At 44.7% G+C, this 16,479-nt stretch carries 15 protein-coding genes; 4 read left to right on the top strand and 11 right to left on the bottom strand.

Annotated elements, in window-relative coordinates; all coding sequences use genetic code 11:
* Nucleotides 1–2: 2 nt before the first annotated feature.
* From JOJ89_RS03425 to JOJ89_RS03410, 4 genes are read right to left on the bottom strand one after another with little or no spacing between them, the layout of a single operon-like run.
* The gene (locus JOJ89_RS03425) at nucleotides 3–215 is read right to left on the bottom strand and encodes a YczF family membrane protein (protein WP_029285423.1); all 213 of its coding nucleotides are present in this window, start codon (nucleotides 213–215) and stop codon (nucleotides 3–5) included.
* A complete protein-coding gene (locus JOJ89_RS03420) occupies nucleotides 208–1,329 on the bottom strand; it encodes a GerAB/ArcD/ProY family transporter (protein WP_051865190.1) in 1,122 nt (373 codons plus the stop codon). The genes JOJ89_RS03425 and JOJ89_RS03420 overlap by 8 nt, the downstream gene beginning before the upstream one ends.
* A 12-nt stretch (nucleotides 1,330–1,341) precedes the next feature.
* Entirely contained in the window at nucleotides 1,342–2,523 is a 1,182-nt protein-coding gene (locus JOJ89_RS03415; protein WP_203289582.1) for a Ger(x)C family spore germination protein, read from the bottom strand.
* On the bottom strand, nucleotides 2,520–3,926 hold the full coding sequence (locus tag JOJ89_RS03410) for a spore germination protein (RefSeq protein WP_051827408.1): 1,407 nt from the start codon (nucleotides 3,924–3,926) through the stop codon (nucleotides 2,520–2,522). Before JOJ89_RS03410 ends, JOJ89_RS03415 begins: the two co-directional genes overlap by 4 nt.
* A gap of 158 nt (nucleotides 3,927–4,084) precedes the next feature.
* On the opposite strand from JOJ89_RS03410, the gene JOJ89_RS03405 reads away from it, so the two are divergent.
* The 4 genes from JOJ89_RS03405 to JOJ89_RS03390 all read left to right on the top strand — a co-directional run bounded on the left by JOJ89_RS03405 (nucleotide 4,085) and on the right by JOJ89_RS03390 (nucleotide 7,474).
* Nucleotides 4,085–4,261 carry a hypothetical protein gene (locus JOJ89_RS03405; RefSeq protein WP_158001679.1) on the top strand — a complete coding sequence of 59 codons (177 nt, stop codon included), beginning with the start codon at nucleotides 4,085–4,087 and terminating at the stop codon, nucleotides 4,259–4,261.
* A 62-nt stretch (nucleotides 4,262–4,323) separates the two neighbouring features.
* Entirely contained in the window at nucleotides 4,324–5,040 is a 717-nt protein-coding gene (locus tag JOJ89_RS03400) for a response regulator transcription factor (protein WP_029285434.1), read from the top strand.
* Nucleotides 5,037–6,797, top strand: coding sequence for a sensor histidine kinase (locus JOJ89_RS03395; protein ID WP_029567197.1), 1,761 nt, complete (start codon nucleotides 5,037–5,039; stop codon nucleotides 6,795–6,797). The genes JOJ89_RS03400 and JOJ89_RS03395 overlap by 4 nt, the downstream gene beginning before the upstream one ends.
* 113 nt (nucleotides 6,798–6,910) lie before the next feature.
* Entirely contained in the window at nucleotides 6,911–7,474 is a 564-nt protein-coding gene (locus JOJ89_RS03390) for a DUF4256 domain-containing protein (protein WP_203289581.1), read from the top strand.
* A 1,002-nt stretch (nucleotides 7,475–8,476) separates the two neighbouring features.
* Here JOJ89_RS03390 and JOJ89_RS03385 read toward each other — a convergent pair.
* The 7 genes from JOJ89_RS03385 to JOJ89_RS03355 form a co-directional block, all read right to left on the bottom strand.
* A complete protein-coding gene (locus tag JOJ89_RS03385) occupies nucleotides 8,477–9,865 on the bottom strand; it encodes a M48 family metallopeptidase (RefSeq protein ID WP_203289580.1) in 1,389 nt (462 codons plus the stop codon).
* A 120-nt stretch (nucleotides 9,866–9,985) separates the two neighbouring features.
* Nucleotides 9,986–10,483, bottom strand: a complete 498-nt coding sequence (locus JOJ89_RS03380) for a fasciclin domain-containing protein (RefSeq protein ID WP_203289579.1) — start codon at nucleotides 10,481–10,483, stop codon at nucleotides 9,986–9,988.
* 130 nt (nucleotides 10,484–10,613) lie between these two features.
* Entirely contained in the window at nucleotides 10,614–11,786 is a 1,173-nt protein-coding gene (gene yhbH / locus JOJ89_RS03375; protein WP_029285444.1) for a sporulation protein YhbH, read from the bottom strand.
* Between the two features lie 345 nt (nucleotides 11,787–12,131).
* Nucleotides 12,132–12,293 (bottom strand): hypothetical protein, encoded by a 162-nt coding sequence (locus JOJ89_RS03370; protein WP_158001677.1) that lies wholly within the window; start codon nucleotides 12,291–12,293, stop codon nucleotides 12,132–12,134.
* A 120-nt stretch (nucleotides 12,294–12,413) separates the two neighbouring features.
* Complete coding sequence (locus JOJ89_RS03365) at nucleotides 12,414–14,309, bottom strand: PrkA family serine protein kinase (RefSeq protein WP_203289578.1); 1,896 nt, start codon at nucleotides 14,307–14,309, stop codon at nucleotides 12,414–12,416.
* A gap of 684 nt (nucleotides 14,310–14,993) precedes the next feature.
* The gene (gene trmL, locus JOJ89_RS03360; protein WP_029286352.1) at nucleotides 14,994–15,476 is read right to left on the bottom strand and encodes a tRNA (uridine(34)/cytosine(34)/5-carboxymethylaminomethyluridine(34)-2'-O)-methyltransferase TrmL; all 483 of its coding nucleotides are present in this window, start codon (nucleotides 15,474–15,476) and stop codon (nucleotides 14,994–14,996) included.
* A 46-nt stretch (nucleotides 15,477–15,522) separates the two neighbouring features.
* Nucleotides 15,523–16,419 (bottom strand): amidase domain-containing protein, encoded by an 897-nt coding sequence (locus tag JOJ89_RS03355; protein ID WP_203289577.1) that lies wholly within the window; start codon nucleotides 16,417–16,419, stop codon nucleotides 15,523–15,525.
* Nucleotides 16,420–16,479 lie beyond the last annotated feature (60 nt).

The raw sequence follows: 16,479 nt of genomic DNA, 5'->3' as shown, positions 1-16,479 counted from the left end.
TGTCAAAGATCGTTCGGGACTTTGTATAGGTAGATGCCGATGATTGCTGCCCATAGGGAGAGTGAAAAATAATCATCAAGCTTCAAGGTTCCAAAGTAAAATTTGGCCTCTTTTAAAAAATCAGCCAGGTCTATCCCCTGAAGCAGGTCCAGCCCAATGGCCATTCCGAATAATCCGCAGAAGCTGAGCACGCCAAACATGATTTTTTTAACCACTTTTGCCACCTGCCGCCTGCCGCTTTGCAACAAAATCTTTTATCATGAGAGAAGCAAGCAGTAAAACCGGAAGTCCAATCTGAAACGGAAGATGAAGGTAATAAGGCACGACCTTGATTCCCTCCTCCATATGCTCGATATAATCTGGCGCAATCAGCACGGAAAGGAGGATGACGAAAATCCCGAATGTCAGCGATATTTGCTTCATCGTTAATGTCGGCATCGTCTCCTCGGCAATTCTCGTTGCTCCGTAAAAGAAGATAAATACCTTCATAAATCCTGTGACAATCATCAGGATGACGACGAACGAATCCAGTCTCTCAATGAAATCGGAAATGCTGACAAGCGATACGGTTGTAAGAATTGGAAACATTGATCTTTCAACCATCGCCGGCCCAAGAACGGCTACATGCAGAAAAGCAGTCGTTGTTAAAACGAATGTTACAAGGAGCAGGGATACAAATGTCAGTTTTACCGCCTTCTGTTTTTTGTCGAGAAGAGGATAAATCATTAGAAAAACAACCATTTCTCCGTAAGGAAATGTTAAAACAGTCGGAAACGCTGCATGCCAAACTGGCATCCATCCGTTTCCAAGCACAGGCTTTACATACTCGAGATGCACCAGGTTTGAAAGAACCTCGAAGAGAATAATCACAACAAACGGCGCCCAAATGAGAACAAATAGAATGATGTTCAGCTTAGCCACAACTTGAAACGATTTTAAGGAGAAGTAGATGACGCACAGGATCATAAAACTGTTGATGACGATCATGGATGTATCGTCGTAGGCGGAAATGATCAGGAGCTCACCGAAATCTCTGAGAACCCTTGCAGATATGTACAGAAAATAAAGCATATAAGCAAAACTGATGACCATGCCCGCATATTTTCCAAAGCCCTTTTTCAGCTGGTTTGACAGTGTCAATTCGGGATTTTTTTTCATAAGGACCAGGTAAAGGATAATGACCGGTATGGACAAAGTAAAGCCAAGAAGAATGGCAATCCACGCATCCTGCTTGGCTCCTTTCGCCGCATCAAGCAAGATGGCGCTTCCGATTTCAAATATAAAAATGGTGACGAGCAGCTGATTAGCTGTAATCGAAGGCCTTTGCATAATATCGATCCTTTAGTTTGAATTTGTAATGTTGCCTGTACGCTTAATTTCCGCCTCTGCTTTTACACGGACTTCCGCCCCGGAGAAAAGCTCTGCCCAAGAATCCTTAACACGCTTCCATTGATCCGGTTTGTTTCTGTACAGCACATCGTTGAACCCGTATATGTCTGTCTCCTGCTCCTGAGCCTCTTTTACCGCAGCCTCGACTTCTTCCTTTATCTTTTTTTCCAATTCTTTTTCATAGCCCGATATGATTTGTTTTTTAGTCATCTCTTTGTTCGGGCAGCCCAGACCGTCAATCTCTCCCTCAGCTTTTATGGAGATGCTCAGTTTTGCCTTGCCTTTTTCAACTGAAGTTTCTTTTTTGGTTTTTGCATACATGATCTTGATGGCTGTCTGATTTTCTTCATCACATGGAAGCATGACAAAAGCCTGCTTAATCCGGTTTTCAAGAAACAGGACACTGCGCTTATGCTCATCCTTCATCCAGTACAGTAATTTTCCGCCTTGGTCAAAAACAGCAAGACCTGACACAAGACTTGATTTAGGAGCTGCCTGCTCCAGATTTTCTTTTGTTGATGTTTTTTCTGTATAGTGAGGAGAGATGACACCGCTGATGATAGGGAACGTAGCTTCGCTGTCTTTTTTCACGAGAAAATCTTTGATAGTGACCGTCATCGTCGTTCCAAAGCCTTCTTCGTTCATTTTAAGCTTCCCTTTAATAGAATAAGCAGGAAGCTTGTTAATCATCGTGAGTGAATTCAGAATATGAAAAGCAGATTCTTTTTTTGCGATTACAATCGGAACGTTTTCTCGGATTTCCGTTTCCCGTTCAAGGGTATCAAGCAGAGGAAAAATCCCTCTTTCTGCAAGATCCTGCCCGACAACAATCAGGGCTATATGCGTGTAAAACGCTGTCCGGGACACTTGTCTTGCTGCATTTTCGAGTGCTTCTACAAAGGTTGGCCCGACACCTGTGTAGTTAACAATCGGAATGGATGAAGTGCCGCTTGTAGCACCGGTTATTGTAATGATTTCACTTGGATCAGCAATCTGCATGGTCACCTGATATCCTGTGTCCTCATAAACGTCCACTCCCAAAGAAAGAATCAGGGCAAGCTCATTCAATTCTCTCTGCGTTCCGCAGCTTGTAAGCATCAGGAGACTGCAGAACATGATCAACACCTTTTTCATAGAACATTCTTCCCGACTTTTTTTGATGATTGGTAGGTAAAATACGGCTTATCGAGTGATTTCAAGCTCATTAAGTGTCCAAACAGGACCATCATGGCAAGAAGCAGGCCGTAGAATCCGAGAAAATATGAAACGAACATAAAGATAAAACGCAGCAGCCTTGCAGTAGTAGCCAGGCTGTAATTTGGCGTTGTAAAGCTTGAAATCGCCGTAATGGATACAACGATGACGACCGCAGTCGACACAAGACCCGCTTCAACAGCTGTCTGGCCGATAACAAGCGCGCCGACAATTGATACGGCCTGGCCGATGGCTCTTGGCATCCGGATCCCTGCCTCCCGCAAGATTTCAAAGGTGGTTTCCATGAATAGCGCTTCAATCAAAGATGGGAAAGGAATGCCCTCTCTCTGTGCATAAAGGCTGAGCAGCAGGCTGTTTGGGATCAGTGCCTGGTGATGGGTAACGAGACCAATATAAATGGATGGTGCAAACAGGGACAGGAAAAAAGCGAAATAACGAAGGCCCTGCATGATTTTATCGATATTGAACTGCTGAAAGTAATCTTCAGTCGTTTGAAAAAAACTTCTGAATTCGACTGGACAGTATAAAACAAACGGCGTCCCGTCAACAAAAATCGCAATTCTTCCTTCCAGAAGATTAGTGACAATTTCATCCGGCCTCTCTGTGTGGCTGATGACGGGAAAAGGGGTCATCTGTTTGTTCTGAATCATCTTTTCAATATAAGCAGACTCGATAATAATATTGGGATCTTTCGCCTCAAGTTTTTCTTTTAGGGACTTCAGCGCTTTTTGATCCACTTTGTCATGTATGTACATCAGCTCCACATTTGTATGGGAGTACTTTCCTTCTTCAAGCTTTTCAAGGCACAGCTCTGCACTTTTCAGCCGCTTTCTGATCAGGGACGTATTTACCCGGATTTCTTCTATAAAACTGTCTTTCGGCCCCCGGATAACCGTTTGGGAGGTAGGTTCGGAGATTTCCCGCTTATCCCCTCCTGCAGTCGCTGCAGTTAAGCCGAGAGCAATTTGATCAAACAGCAGGATTGTGTTTCCGCCAAGAAGCTCCTGCATGATGTTCTCCCACTTTGTTTCGATATTAATGGAATCAATGGCAAGAATGGATTCCTTCAGTTCTTTCACAAATTCAGCTGATGCGTACTTTTGTTTGGCAGCAAGCGAATCAATCAGCGGCTTCAGCATAAATTCATACACTTTAAGGTCATCAGAAATGCCTTCAATCCTGAGCATGACCCCGCTTATGCCGGAATGCTGAAACGATTGAATTCTATGGATGATCAAGTCAGCGTTGATTTTGGCAAATGACTCGATATAATCCATATTTTCTTTTAAAACGCTCGAGATGGATCCTTCTTTTATGGCCATGTAACCACCGCATTTTTTTTTCGTTAGTATGTGTTTTTCCTGCTAAGTTATGTACAGATACCCTGTTTTTAACAATTAAGAGAACTTTAAGGTTTTCATAACAGGAGAGAAAGCTTGGAGTGATAGACTGTATGAAAATGGATGAGGAGCTGGATCTTTTGAAGAATTTTTTGTGGTACGTATCGACTGCAGCGTGTCTGCTGCTGCTTTCAAGACATGTTGGATTGTCAGTTGTAAACGAGTATTACTGGTGGATCGCCTCTGTCTTTATCGCGGCACTCCTCGGCCAGTTCCTCTTCTGGGCTGCTGAAAAAAGAAAAGCGCCTGCCAAATAATTTTTCTTAACAAACACCCGGTAATGCATTATGGTAATGAGAGAAAGAAAGGGGGACATTCATTGTTTCAGAACTGCAAAGTATTATTGGTCGACGATGAAGAAGCAATACTAAAGCTCGTCCGGACCGTTATGCAAAAAGAAGGATTTACACATATAGATGAATGCCTGTCAGGCGCAGCTGCTCTGCAGGCCGTTGAAACGAAGGAATATGATCTGATTGTCCTTGATATCATGCTGCCTGATATCAGCGGATTTGATCTGTGTCCGCTGATCAAACAGAAAACGAATACGCCGATCGTGTTTCTGAGCGCCAAGAGCAGTGACCTTGATAAACTTTCCGGCTTCGCCTACGGCGCAGATGATTACATTACAAAACCGTTCAATCCTCTTGAGGTTGCAGCCCGCGCAAAAGCTCTTTTAAAACGGACGATGCCGCAGACCGCTAAGAAAACGGCAATTGAGGAAATCTATGAATATGACCGCTTCACCGTCAATGTGTCATCAGCCGAGCTATTCGTTGACCAAAAGCCTGTCGACTGTTCAGCCCAGCTGTTTCAGCTGCTGATCTTTTTCTGCAAGCACCCCAACCGGGTTTTTACAAAACATCAGCTCTATGAAAATGTCTGGAACGAGCATTATATGGTCGATGACAATACCGTCATGGTGCATATTCGCAAGCTTCGTGAAAAAATCGAAAAAAATCCAAGCCAGCCCTCCTACATAAAAACCATCCGGGGACTTGGCTATAAATTTGTTGATGATGGGCGAAGACAATGAATTTAAAAGGAAAGCTTACCCGTTTTTTTATTTTTCATATGATTGTCTGGTTTCTCCTCTTTATGACACTTGTCGGCATTTCGCTTGCCGTTTTGATCACGCAGGATTTTAACAACATGCTCGAAAAAGAAGTTAAGCGGATGGACCCCCTCTATATCGGAGATATCTTTGAAATGTCAGATGATAAAATCGCTCTTGACGACTCTGCCAAAAACGCCATAAAAAATCAGAACGGATGGCTGCAGGTCATTAATGAAAAAGGCAAGGTTGTCTACTCGTATTTAACACCTGACAACGTGCCGGCATCGTATTCTCTAAAAAACTTCTTTGACGATATTGATAAAGCATTCCATTATGACCAGACCTACTGGGTGCTTAACCAGGAGAAGGAATCGTATATTGTGCTTTACGGCAAGCACTCCGCAAATGCACACCTGATGACAAAGCTTGTGGAAGGCGGGATCCCTGCAGATGGAAAACCAGATCTTGCCGAGGAAGTCCGCAGCCTTTTTTCAGGCAAAAAAGCATGGCTCGCCGTCTATGATTCATCATCCAATCTGATCTATTCCTATAATGACAAAGGCAAAAAGCTTCCAAGCTATTTTGAAGTGATGGCATACAAAAAAGAACCGTGGAACCACAAAACGTCTTATTCAACGTATGCCGACCCTTCAACCGGATTCAAATACATTATCGGTTCTCCGAATAAGGAATACTTCCCGGATGAGCAGTATGACAATTCACTGATGACAGCACTGTTAAAGTGGATGATCATTTTTATTCTTTTTACTGCCGTTCTGTTTATCCTGATTTCCATCTGGTACTCGAATAAACTCGGCAAACCGCTGCTCCATATAATACTCTGGCTTGAAAATCTGGCGACCGGCAAATACGCCGAGCCTCTGACCAAACAGGGCATCCGGGCAAGCTCCAAGCAAAACGGAAAGCTGAGGAAATCATTTAAGATCTATCATGATATTATATTTTCGCTTAACGTCCTGACCTCTAATCTCATTCAAAAAGACAAGGACAGAGCGCTGATGGATGAAAAAAGAGAAGACTGGATCACGGGCCTTTCCCATGATTTAAAAACACCGCTGAGCTCGCTGTACGGGTATGCCTATATGCTGGAATCACAGCAGTACGACTGGTCAAAAGAGGAAGTGCGGGAGTTTGCCGGCATTATGAAAGACAAAGCAAGCTACATGACGTCCCTGATCGAAGATTTCAATCTAACGTACAGGCTGAAAAACAATGCCCTGCCGCTTGAAATTGAAGAACAGGAAATGAATGAGACGATCAGAAGATCCATCGTGCATTTCCTGAACGATCCGATGTATCAGGACCGCGAAATCGATTACCGGGCTTCAGAAGAAGAGATTTTTTACCCAATCGACAAACGGTGGTTTCACCGCATCATTGAAAACCTTGCCGCCAATGCCTTTAAACATAATCCCCCTTCAACAGAAGTGGAAATCTCACTGAAAAAAGGAGAGGATTCCTTCTCCATCTTGATAAAAGATACAGGAGTCGGGATGGATGAGGCCACCCGGAACAATTTGTTTGACCGCTATTTCAGGGGAACCAATACAGAAGAATCCACGAAAGGCACAGGTCTCGGTCTAGCCATTGCCAAACAGCTCGTCCACGCACACAACGGCACAATCAGCGTCCGGAGCGAAACCGGCAAAGGTACCGTGATTCACCTAGAATTCCCTCTGTCTCCTGATAAGAAAAAAGAGGAGCAGGATCGGTAATATATTGGAACACGCTGTTTTTTTTAAACGGCGTGTTTTTTTAATAAAAAATTTACTTCACCCTGACATATGCTGTAAGCTGAAAACAGGAACTCATATAAGGAGGGAACCATATGACAGAAACAGTGAAAAAGGAATTGTCGCAAGAAGAAGAGAGCACTCTGTTTGACGTTCTGACTGAACGTTTTGAGCAAAACATGAACAGGCATCCCGGTGTGGAGTGGGCAGCCGTTCAGGCAAAGCTGTCTGCAAGCCCTGAAAAAATGTGGTCGCTGCATGAAATGGAACGAACAGGCGGAGAGCCGGATGTGATTGGATTTGAGGATGGTGAGTACCTCTTCTGTGACTGCTCAGCTGAAAGTCCATCCGGCCGAAGAAGTCTTTGCTATGACCGTAAAGCCCTTGATGCACGCAAAAAAAATAAACCGGAGAACAGCATCATGGACCTTGCAGCTTCCATGGGTGTAGAAGTATTGAACGAAGAGCAGTACCGGAGCCTGCAGGAATTTGGTCCTTTCGACAGAAAAACATCAAGCTGGATCCAGACACCGGCTGCTATTCGGGATCTCGGAGGCGCCTTATTCTGCGATTACCGCTACGGTCATGTTTTCGTGTACCACAACGGGGCAGATTCCTACTATGCTGCTAGAGGATTTCGCGGGTTATTGAAGGTTTGAGATTAAAGAATACATGATTAAGGCCATCTTGCGTGAAGATGGTCTTTTTTTGGGTTTGGGCTTTAAATAATGGAAAGATTCGTTAACGAGCTTAGGAGCAGTTTTTAGATTGGAAGGTGAGATGTAAGTGTTCTATTCGGGGTTTTGGAACACTTTCCGGTGTGGAGTGTGAGGAGTAAGTGTTCTATTCGAAGCTTTGGAGCACTTTCAAGGGTGGAGTGGTGAGAGTAAGTGTTCTATTCCGGGCTTTGGAGCACTTTCCGGAGTGGCGTGTGAGGAGTAAGTGTTCTATTCGAAGCTTTGGAGCACTTTCAAGGGTGGAGTGGTGAGAGTAAGTGTTCTATTCCGGGCTTTGGAGCACTTTCAAGGGTGGTGGGGTGAGAGTAAGTGTTCTATTCCGGGCTTTGGAGCACTTTCAAGGGTGGTGGGGTGAGAGTAAGTGTTCTATTCCGGGCTTTGGAGCACTTTCAAGGGTGGTGGGGTGAGAGTAAGTGTTCCATAATAACGTCCCAGATCGTTTTACAGTTTCGCAGGGTACGATTCCAACGTTTGCTTACCCTCCCAAATCGTTTTACAGTTTCGCAGGGTACGATTCCGGCGTTTGCTTACCCTCTCAGATCGTTTTACGGTTTTGCTGGGTACGATTCTGGCGTTTGCTTACCCTCCCAGATCGTTTTACGGTTTTGCAGGGCACGATTCCGGCGTTTGCTTACCCTCCCAGATCGTTTTACGGTTTTGCTGGGTACGATTCTGGCGTTTGCTTACCCTCCCAGATCGTTTTACAGTTTTGCAGGGTACGATTCCGGCATTTGCTTACCCTCTCAAATCGTTTTACAGTTTCGCAGGGTACGATTCAAGCGTTTCCATACCCTCCCAAATCGTTTTACAGTTTAGCAGGGTATGATTGCTCTGTATACCTATTATTACCCGCGCATTTCCCATAATAAAGAGCGCAAATCCTTCATGATTTGCGCTCTGATCATCTTCTATGAAACTGACAGTCTATTGATATAAAAGAGCCGTAATTTCAGTCAGCTCCGCATCCTCCGCAATGGACTGGGCGGATTCATCTTCACTTGTGACATAAAACGGATCAGCTCCGGCTTTAATCAGAAGCTCAACCATGTCTGCATCTTCCTGGTAGACTGCGGTCGTCAGCGGTGTTTGTCCGTAGCCGTCTTCTTGATTGATGTCTGCACCTTTTTCAATCAGCAGGTTGGCGAGATCAAGATTCCCAAGTGAGATGATGTCCACAGTGGCAATATCTCCTTCATCCGACTTCAGGTCCGGATCGGCTCCGTTTTCAAGAAGCAGGGCAATCATATCATCATAGCTTTCGGCTTCTTCTTCGAATTCAAGGTCGTAGTTCGCATAAACGGCATACATGAGTGCCGTCATGCCTGACTCGTCCTGAACATTGACGTCCTCTCCCTGCTCAATCAGTTCGCGAGCGCGGTCGTAGTCATTTTCGGAAGCAGCTGCCATCAGCTCAGTTGTTCCCTCACTGTCAAGAACGAAGTCGCTGTAAAGACTGGTCGTTGAAAGAAAACTGAATAGAACTGCCCCGCCCGCTCCAAGAAGAAGAACAAGAGCAACGGCACCGGCCAGACCTGCTTTAAAAAGAGCGGTCGTTTTAAACGATACAGCAGGATTCGTCCCGCCAAATACCTGGTTCAAACGGAATATTCTCTTTGGCAGAACAGGATGCGTCGAGATTTTTTCGCCAAACCAGACGAAAAAGTGCTTTTCTCTGCTGCTGTCTTCCAGATAGGCTTCTTCATTCACATGTTTGTACAGCTCAGGTCCCGCAGCAAGAATCGTGAGTGCACGCTTTGAAGCTTCAAGATCCTCTGTACAGGCATGTGCCATCGCATCACATGTATACTCGCAGGCTCTTGAATAGGCACTTCCGAGAAACGGAATCCAATTCCCGAATAACACAAGGAAATTTTTCAAAATATGATTTCTTTTAATATGGGCAAGCTCATGCGCAATGACAAAATCAAGCTCCTTTTGTGCGCCCTTTACATGCAAATCGGCTATTCCAGAGTAGAGAGTCACCATGTTTTTACCGAAAAAACGGGTAGCAAATGCATTCAGCATACCGTCTGACTGCACAATAAAAACATCCGGCAGCTTTTTCACCTGCATAACTTCAGCAATTTCCTTCACCCTTGCATGGATTTCAGGAAACTGCTTTTCCGTAACCTTTACACCATTCCCTCGAATAATGCCTGTGTTGATCCAGTGGGCAATCAGGGGAATAAGGATAAAAGGAAGCAGAATGAGAAGTCCTACACCTGTGAAAATAAACAATAAGTACATTGGGATTGTAACTAAAAGCAGCAATATAAAGTAAATTTCTTCTTTTCTATGAACGTAGACTGACATTTTCTCCTCCGTTATATGTGTTATGGACTATCCTATTTTACCTAGATTTCAAGAATATGGGAAGAGATTTTTGTCAAAATAAAAAGCACTTCTCCTATAAGAAGAAATGCTTTTACTGACCTAAGGAACCAAGACCGTATCAATCACATGAATAACTCCATTTGATGCCTCAATATCCGGTTTGACAACAGTGGAATTGTTTACCTTAACAGGGTCCAGAGTGATTGTCACTTCTTTGCCTGAGAGTGTTTTTGCTTTCATGCCGTCTTTCAGATCACTTGAAAGGACTTTTCCGGAGAGAACATGGTACAGAAGAATATCTTTTAAATCTTCTCTGTTCAATAACTCCTCCGCGGTAATGTTCAAATCCTTCAGAAGCTTTTCGAATGCCTGATCCGTAGGGGCAAAAACTGTGTATGGCCCTGCTTCCTTAAGTGTGCTGACCAAGCCCGCTTTCTCCAGTGCTGCCGCAAGGATTTTAAAATCTCCTGCCGCTGCCGCTGTATCCACGATATCCTTCTGGCCGCCACCGCCGCCGGTTTCAGCAGCAAACGCACCTGTCGAAAACGACAGAGCCATAGTGAGAATCATCAATACCCCAAGCCACTTCTTTTTCATAACCATTCCTCCTTTAATAAATACATCTGCCAGCTTACTTATGTAAGTGCCGCCATGAGTATTATTTTTCAACGGCAGGAATTTATACAAAAATTGGAACAAAAAAAGAAGACGGAATTCGTCCTCTTTTTTAGGCATACATCTGTTCTTCTTCTTTTCTGAAGAAGCCTTTCATCGCGTGAAACACATCGGCTTTTTGCTTGAGGATATAGTGGCGGAAACGTTCATCAGAGATATTTTTATAAGCGGACATGAGAGTAGAGTGGCGGTTGTACTGATTGACTTCCCCGTAGCCGAACATATTGGAAACCTTCATCAGCTCACCCACAAGCTTTACGCAGCGGGCGTTGTCGGAAGTCAGGTTATCACCGTCTGAAAAGTGGAAAGGGTAAATATTATAGCGGCTTGGCTGATACTTCTCTTCAATGATCTCAAGTGCTTTCCGGTAGGCAGATGAACAAATGGTCCCTCCGCTTTCCCCTTTAGAAAAGAAATCATCCTCTGAAACAACCTTAGCTTCTGTATGATGGGCGATAAATTCAATGTCCACCTTCTCATACTTCGAGCGGAGAAATCTTGTCATCCAGAAGAAAAAGCTCCTGGCCATATATTTCTCCCAGATTCCCATCGAACCGCTCGTATCCATCATCGCGATGACAACGGCACGGGATTCGGGCTTTGATACTTCATTCCATGTTTTAAACTTCAGATCCTCCGGGTAAATCGGATGAAACTTCGGTGCGCCGGACATTGCATTCCGTTTATACGCAGAAAGCATAGTTCGTTTCTTATCGATATTCCCCATCAAACCAGTTCTTCGAATATCGTTGAATTCAATGTTCTCCACGATAATCTGATCCATTTCTTTTCTCTTCAAATTAGGCAGCGCAAGTTCGCTGAAAAGAGCTTCTTCAAGCTCCAGCATGCTGACCTCTGCTTCGTAGTAATCTTCGCCTGCCTGGTCTCCTGCGCCCTGGCCTTTGCCCGGACCGTTCGCGTTCTGCGGAGAACCGTCGCGTGCGACAACATCCCCGACTTTGCTTTCCCCGTCCCCCTGGCCGACATGTTTGTTTTTATCATAATTGTATCTGATTTTATATTCATCCAGTGACCTGATCGGAATTTTCACTACATCTTTGCCGTTTGACATCACGATATTTTCTTCTGTAATCAAGTCAGGCAAGTTGCTCTTAATCGCTTCCTGAACCTTCTCCTGGTGACGTTTCTGATCATCATGGCCTTTGCGGTGGAGGGACCAATCTTCATTCGAAATGACAAAGTTGCGCCCATTTCCTATACTCATCTTCTACTCTCCCCCTCCAAAAATTATTTTGGAATGATTCTTCACCAAACTGCACCTATATACATACAATAGCTTTGGGTCGATTTCCGGTGTTGTTTAGATTACTCTATCCTATGCTGAAAAAAGAGATAATTGACAAATAATTTAGAAAATTAGGCTTGACCCTGTTAAAAATAGACAAGTCTCATGATGCATAATTATTTACATACACCTTGTCACTATTCACAACGGTCGCCGTATTCCGGTATTCCTCTCAAATCTCCCTGCATATTTTTGTAAACTGATCGGAATGAGCGAGATAAAAGACAGAAAAAAAACTCTCTGGCACAAATGTGTCAGAGAGTTCTATTTGTCTTCTTTGTGTTGAACCGGATCAGGCCTTTTGCCTTCCTTCTCAAGTTCTTTGTTCGTTTTCATATGTTCCATAATTTTGGAGTGCTCGACCAGATCCTTCATGTCGCGCACCATTGTGCCGTTTTCTGTTTCCGTCTCAGTCTTCTTTGTCATGAAAACCACCTCCGATGCTTCTAGTTTTCCCGCAAGAGGAAAAGTTGAAACATGATGGCTGCATCCTCTTTTCTCTACTACAAAGCTGAAAAGCCGGACTCCCATGCCCGGCTTTTCCCGTTATCTGTTTAAGAGACTTCCCACATACCGCAGCAGATCATTTGCAGACGTAGAATTGTAGCCATGCTCATCAATCAGCCTCTTAACGACTTCATTGATTTTCTTCAGCTGCTGCTCATCCGGCGTTTTCGAAGATGTTGTAATCTTCACTACATCCTTCAGATCGGCAAACAGCTTTTTCTGGATCGCTTCACGGAGGCGTTCATGCGAGTTGTAATCAAATCGTTTTCCTTTGCGGGCATAAGCTGAAATCCGGATAAGAATCTCTTCACGGAACGCCTTTTTCGCATTTTCGGAAATGCCGATCTGCTCTTCAATTGAGCGCATGAGCTTGTCGTCCGGATTCATTTCCTCGCCAGTCAGCGGATCGCGAATCTTATTTTTATTGCAGTAAGCTTCCACGTTGTCGAGGTAGTTATCCATCAATGTTTTTGCAGACTCTTCGTACGAGTAGACGAATGCTTTTTGCACTTCTTTTTTCGCAAGATCATCGTACTCTTTTCTCGCAACAGAGATGAAGTTCAAGTACCGCTCGCGGTCTTCATTAGAGATGGATGCGTGCTGATCCAGCCCCTCTTTCAGCGATCTTAGGACATCGAGCGCATTAATCGACGGAATTTCCTTACGGATAATGGTAGAGGAAATCCGGTTGATGACATACCGCGGATCGATTCCGCTCATCCCTTCATCCACATGCTCCTTCTGCAGCTCTTCCACATCGACCGTGTTGTAGCCTTCCACATTCTCGCCGTCGTACAGGCGCATCTTCTTCACAAGATCAATGTCACCGCGCTTTGGATCTTTTAATCTTGTTAATATAGTAAACATTGCCGCAACCCGCATCGTATGCGGTGCAATATGAACATTTGAAACATCGCTTTCCATAATCATTTTTTCATAGATTCGCTCTTCTTCAGAAACCCTCAGGTTATACGGCACAGGCATGACGATGATCCGTGAATGCAGCGCCTCATTCTTCTTGTTGGAAATGAAGGAGCGGTACTCTGTTTCATTCGTGTGCGCAACAATCAGCTCATCTGCAGAAATGAGGGCAAATCTTCCCGCTTTAAAATTGCCTTCCTGTGTCAATGAAAGCAGATGCCAGAGGAATTTCTCGTCACACTTCAGCATCTCCTGGAATTCCATCATTCCGCGGTTTGCCTTGTTCAGCTCCCCGTCAAAACGGTACGCACGCGGATCAGACTCTGACCCGAACTCCGCAATCGTCGAAAAGTCAATGCTCCCTGTTAAATCAGCTATATCCTGGGATTTAGGATCAGATGGGCTGAACGTTCCAATTCCAGTCCGTTTATCTTCCGAGAAAAAGATCCGCTCAATCATCACATCTTCAATCCGTCCGCCGTACTCCTGCTCAAGCCTCATCAGGTTCAAAGGCGAAAGATTTCCTTCGATCCGTATGCCGTATTCGTCAAAGAAGTCTTCTCTCAGATGATGGGGAATTAAATGCAGAGGATCCTCGTGCATCGGGCAGCCTTTAATGGCATAAACAGCACCGCGGTCAGTATGGGAATACGATTCAAGACCTCTCTTCAGCATCGTCACAAGCGTGGACTTACCGCCGCTGACCGGCCCCATCAGCAGCAGGATCCGCTTGCGGACATCCAGCCGTTTGGCAGCCGGATGGAAGTACTCCTCCACAAGGCGTTCAAGAGAATCTTCAAGCCCAAACAGTTTATGATCAAAGAACTTATAGCGCTTTGACCCGTTTTCTTCCTCTATACCGGCATCTTTGATCATATTGTAAACTCGTGAATGAGCCGATTGTGCAACCCATGGCTGTTCTTTCAGCATCTCTAAATACTCAACGAAGGTTCCTTCCCACTTCAGTCGCTGTTCATCTTCTCTGTACTTTTCAACTTTTTTTAAGATATCCATAAGGACCTCCTCCATCATTGGTGATACTTGAGCGCGATTAATACACTTTATGCGAGGATGTCCTTTAACATTCTAAAATTAATTAGAAAAGCGGAGACGCTCGTTTAGCTCCGAAGTTCAGAAAAGGATTTAGGTGTTTCTTATCTGACTGAAAGGGTTGAACAGTTGTCTTCGCTTTACTTATTGTCCAGCTCCATCAGCCAACTCCTCGGCCAGAACAAAATCACCAAAAAAGTCAAACCCGGACTTTTCCGGTGATTTCTTTTCTGTCTGTCGGAGCTAAACGGCTGATTCCGCTTTTCTATTAAAAGATATTTCAAAAATCCCCCCATTTATATTCACATGCCTATAGGGATAAGCTATAATGAGACTATCTATGTAAGGGTCATCATTTACATAAAAGGGAGGAATTGCCGCGATGAAAACAGCATTAGTGCTAGGGGTATGCATTACATTTTTAGTTTCGATATTTACTGCAGGGTACAATGATAAGCCAGGCGTGAAAAAATAATAAAAAAAAACGGCCGCTTAGGTCGTTTTTTTTAGTAATAGGACGTAATTAGTTTTGCGCTTTGATGTCTAGTTCCAGCGCCTAGATCCTCCGTCAGAACGGATTCGGCAAAAAAGTCAAACCCGGACTTTTCTGCCGAATCCTTTTCTGCCTGTCGGATCTGAGCAAGGCGCTTACACTTTTCTCAATAAACCAGGATAATTCTGCTGTCTCAATGCCTCGTAAATCAAAATGGCAGCGGTGTTGGATAAGTTAAGAGAGCGCACGTTGCCGGTCATCGGCAGGCGCAGGCATTTTTCCATGTTGGCTGCAATGAGATCCTTCGGCAGGCCGGTCGTTTCTTTTCCGAACACGAAGAACGTGTCTTTTTCCACGCTGCTGTAGTCGAAGGTTGTATGGGGCTGTTCGCCGAATTTCGAGATAAAGTAGAAATCGCCTTGGGGGTAGGCTTCAAATAGTTCGTCGAGAGAATCGTGATACACGACGGTGACGAATTCCCAGTAATCAAGTCCTGCACGCTTCAGCATTTTGTCGTCTGTTGAAAATCCAAGCGGACGGATCAAATGCAGAACGGTGTTGGTTGCCGCGCAGGTGCGTGCGATGTTTCCTGTGTTAGCCGGGATCTCCGGCTGGTAGAGTACGACATGTAAAGCCACTTATTTTCACCTCATCTAAATCTGTTGCCTTTATTATACCACTTCATTATTGTTTCTTTGAGCCTGCATCATCTTCTATATGATAAAATCTGTACGCAATGTTTGGCGTGTAGGCTGTGGAATCTTCATAATCCCAGTAGCGCATTCTGCTGTTGTACGTATTGGCGTTGACCAGGGGCATGTTTGATTTATCTTTTGACACAACAATCGTTGTATGGTCGAACCTGCCGTCGCCCTGAAAGTCGTAGCAAATCACATCGCCGGGCATTAGAGCTTCAGGTTTATAGACTCTTGATGCGCGCAGCCCTGTTTTCGAATGTCCGAGGTGCATTGTAAGGGAATGCGCAACGGTCCAGCTGTAGCTCCAGTTGCTGTTTTGCATCCACCACCCGACAGAGCGCCCGGGATAGCCGCGCATCGGTGCTCCTCCTGCCCGGAGGCACTGGGAGACATAGTTCGTGCAGTTCACATCGAAGTTTTTATACTTCGGATTGTGCGTATTCCACCATCTCTCTGCATACTGCACCGCAGCGAGCCTGTCATACAGGAACGGAACCCGCTCATCTGACTCGTCTTCCCTGTTTTCATCTGTCTCATCTTCGCGGTTCACTTCAATCTTATCATCGCTGACAATCATGCCATTTTGAAAAATGGCCATCCGGTCTTCCATCTTTTCTTCCATATAGAACGATTTCCGGTCGTTATGGAAATATTTATAGTGGCACTTATACGTCACGTGCATTTCTTCGGCCGTGACGTTCTCAACCTGAAGCACCTGCACATCCGCTCTTCCTTTAAGAAGCTCCACTTCCCGGTCCTTTAAGATTTGCTTTTTTCTGAGCAGCGTTTCACTGTCTTCTATAAGATGAAGATCCCTTGCGCTTCTGCTGTTTACCAGCATCTCCAGTTTGCTCTTTACTGCAGCTGCAAGTTCCTTTTTCATATAAGCCTCACCGCCATAAGTGTCTTTAGTAAGACTCTATGAAAATCGGCCGGGAAGTAT

The sequence above is a fragment of the Metabacillus sp. cB07 genome (assembly GCF_016839225.1).
Lineage (GTDB): Bacteria > Bacillota > Bacilli > Bacillales > Bacillaceae > Bacillus_P > Bacillus_P indicus.
The sequence above is the reverse complement of the archived record's forward strand: the minus strand, read 5'-3'. Positions and strand labels throughout refer to the sequence as shown.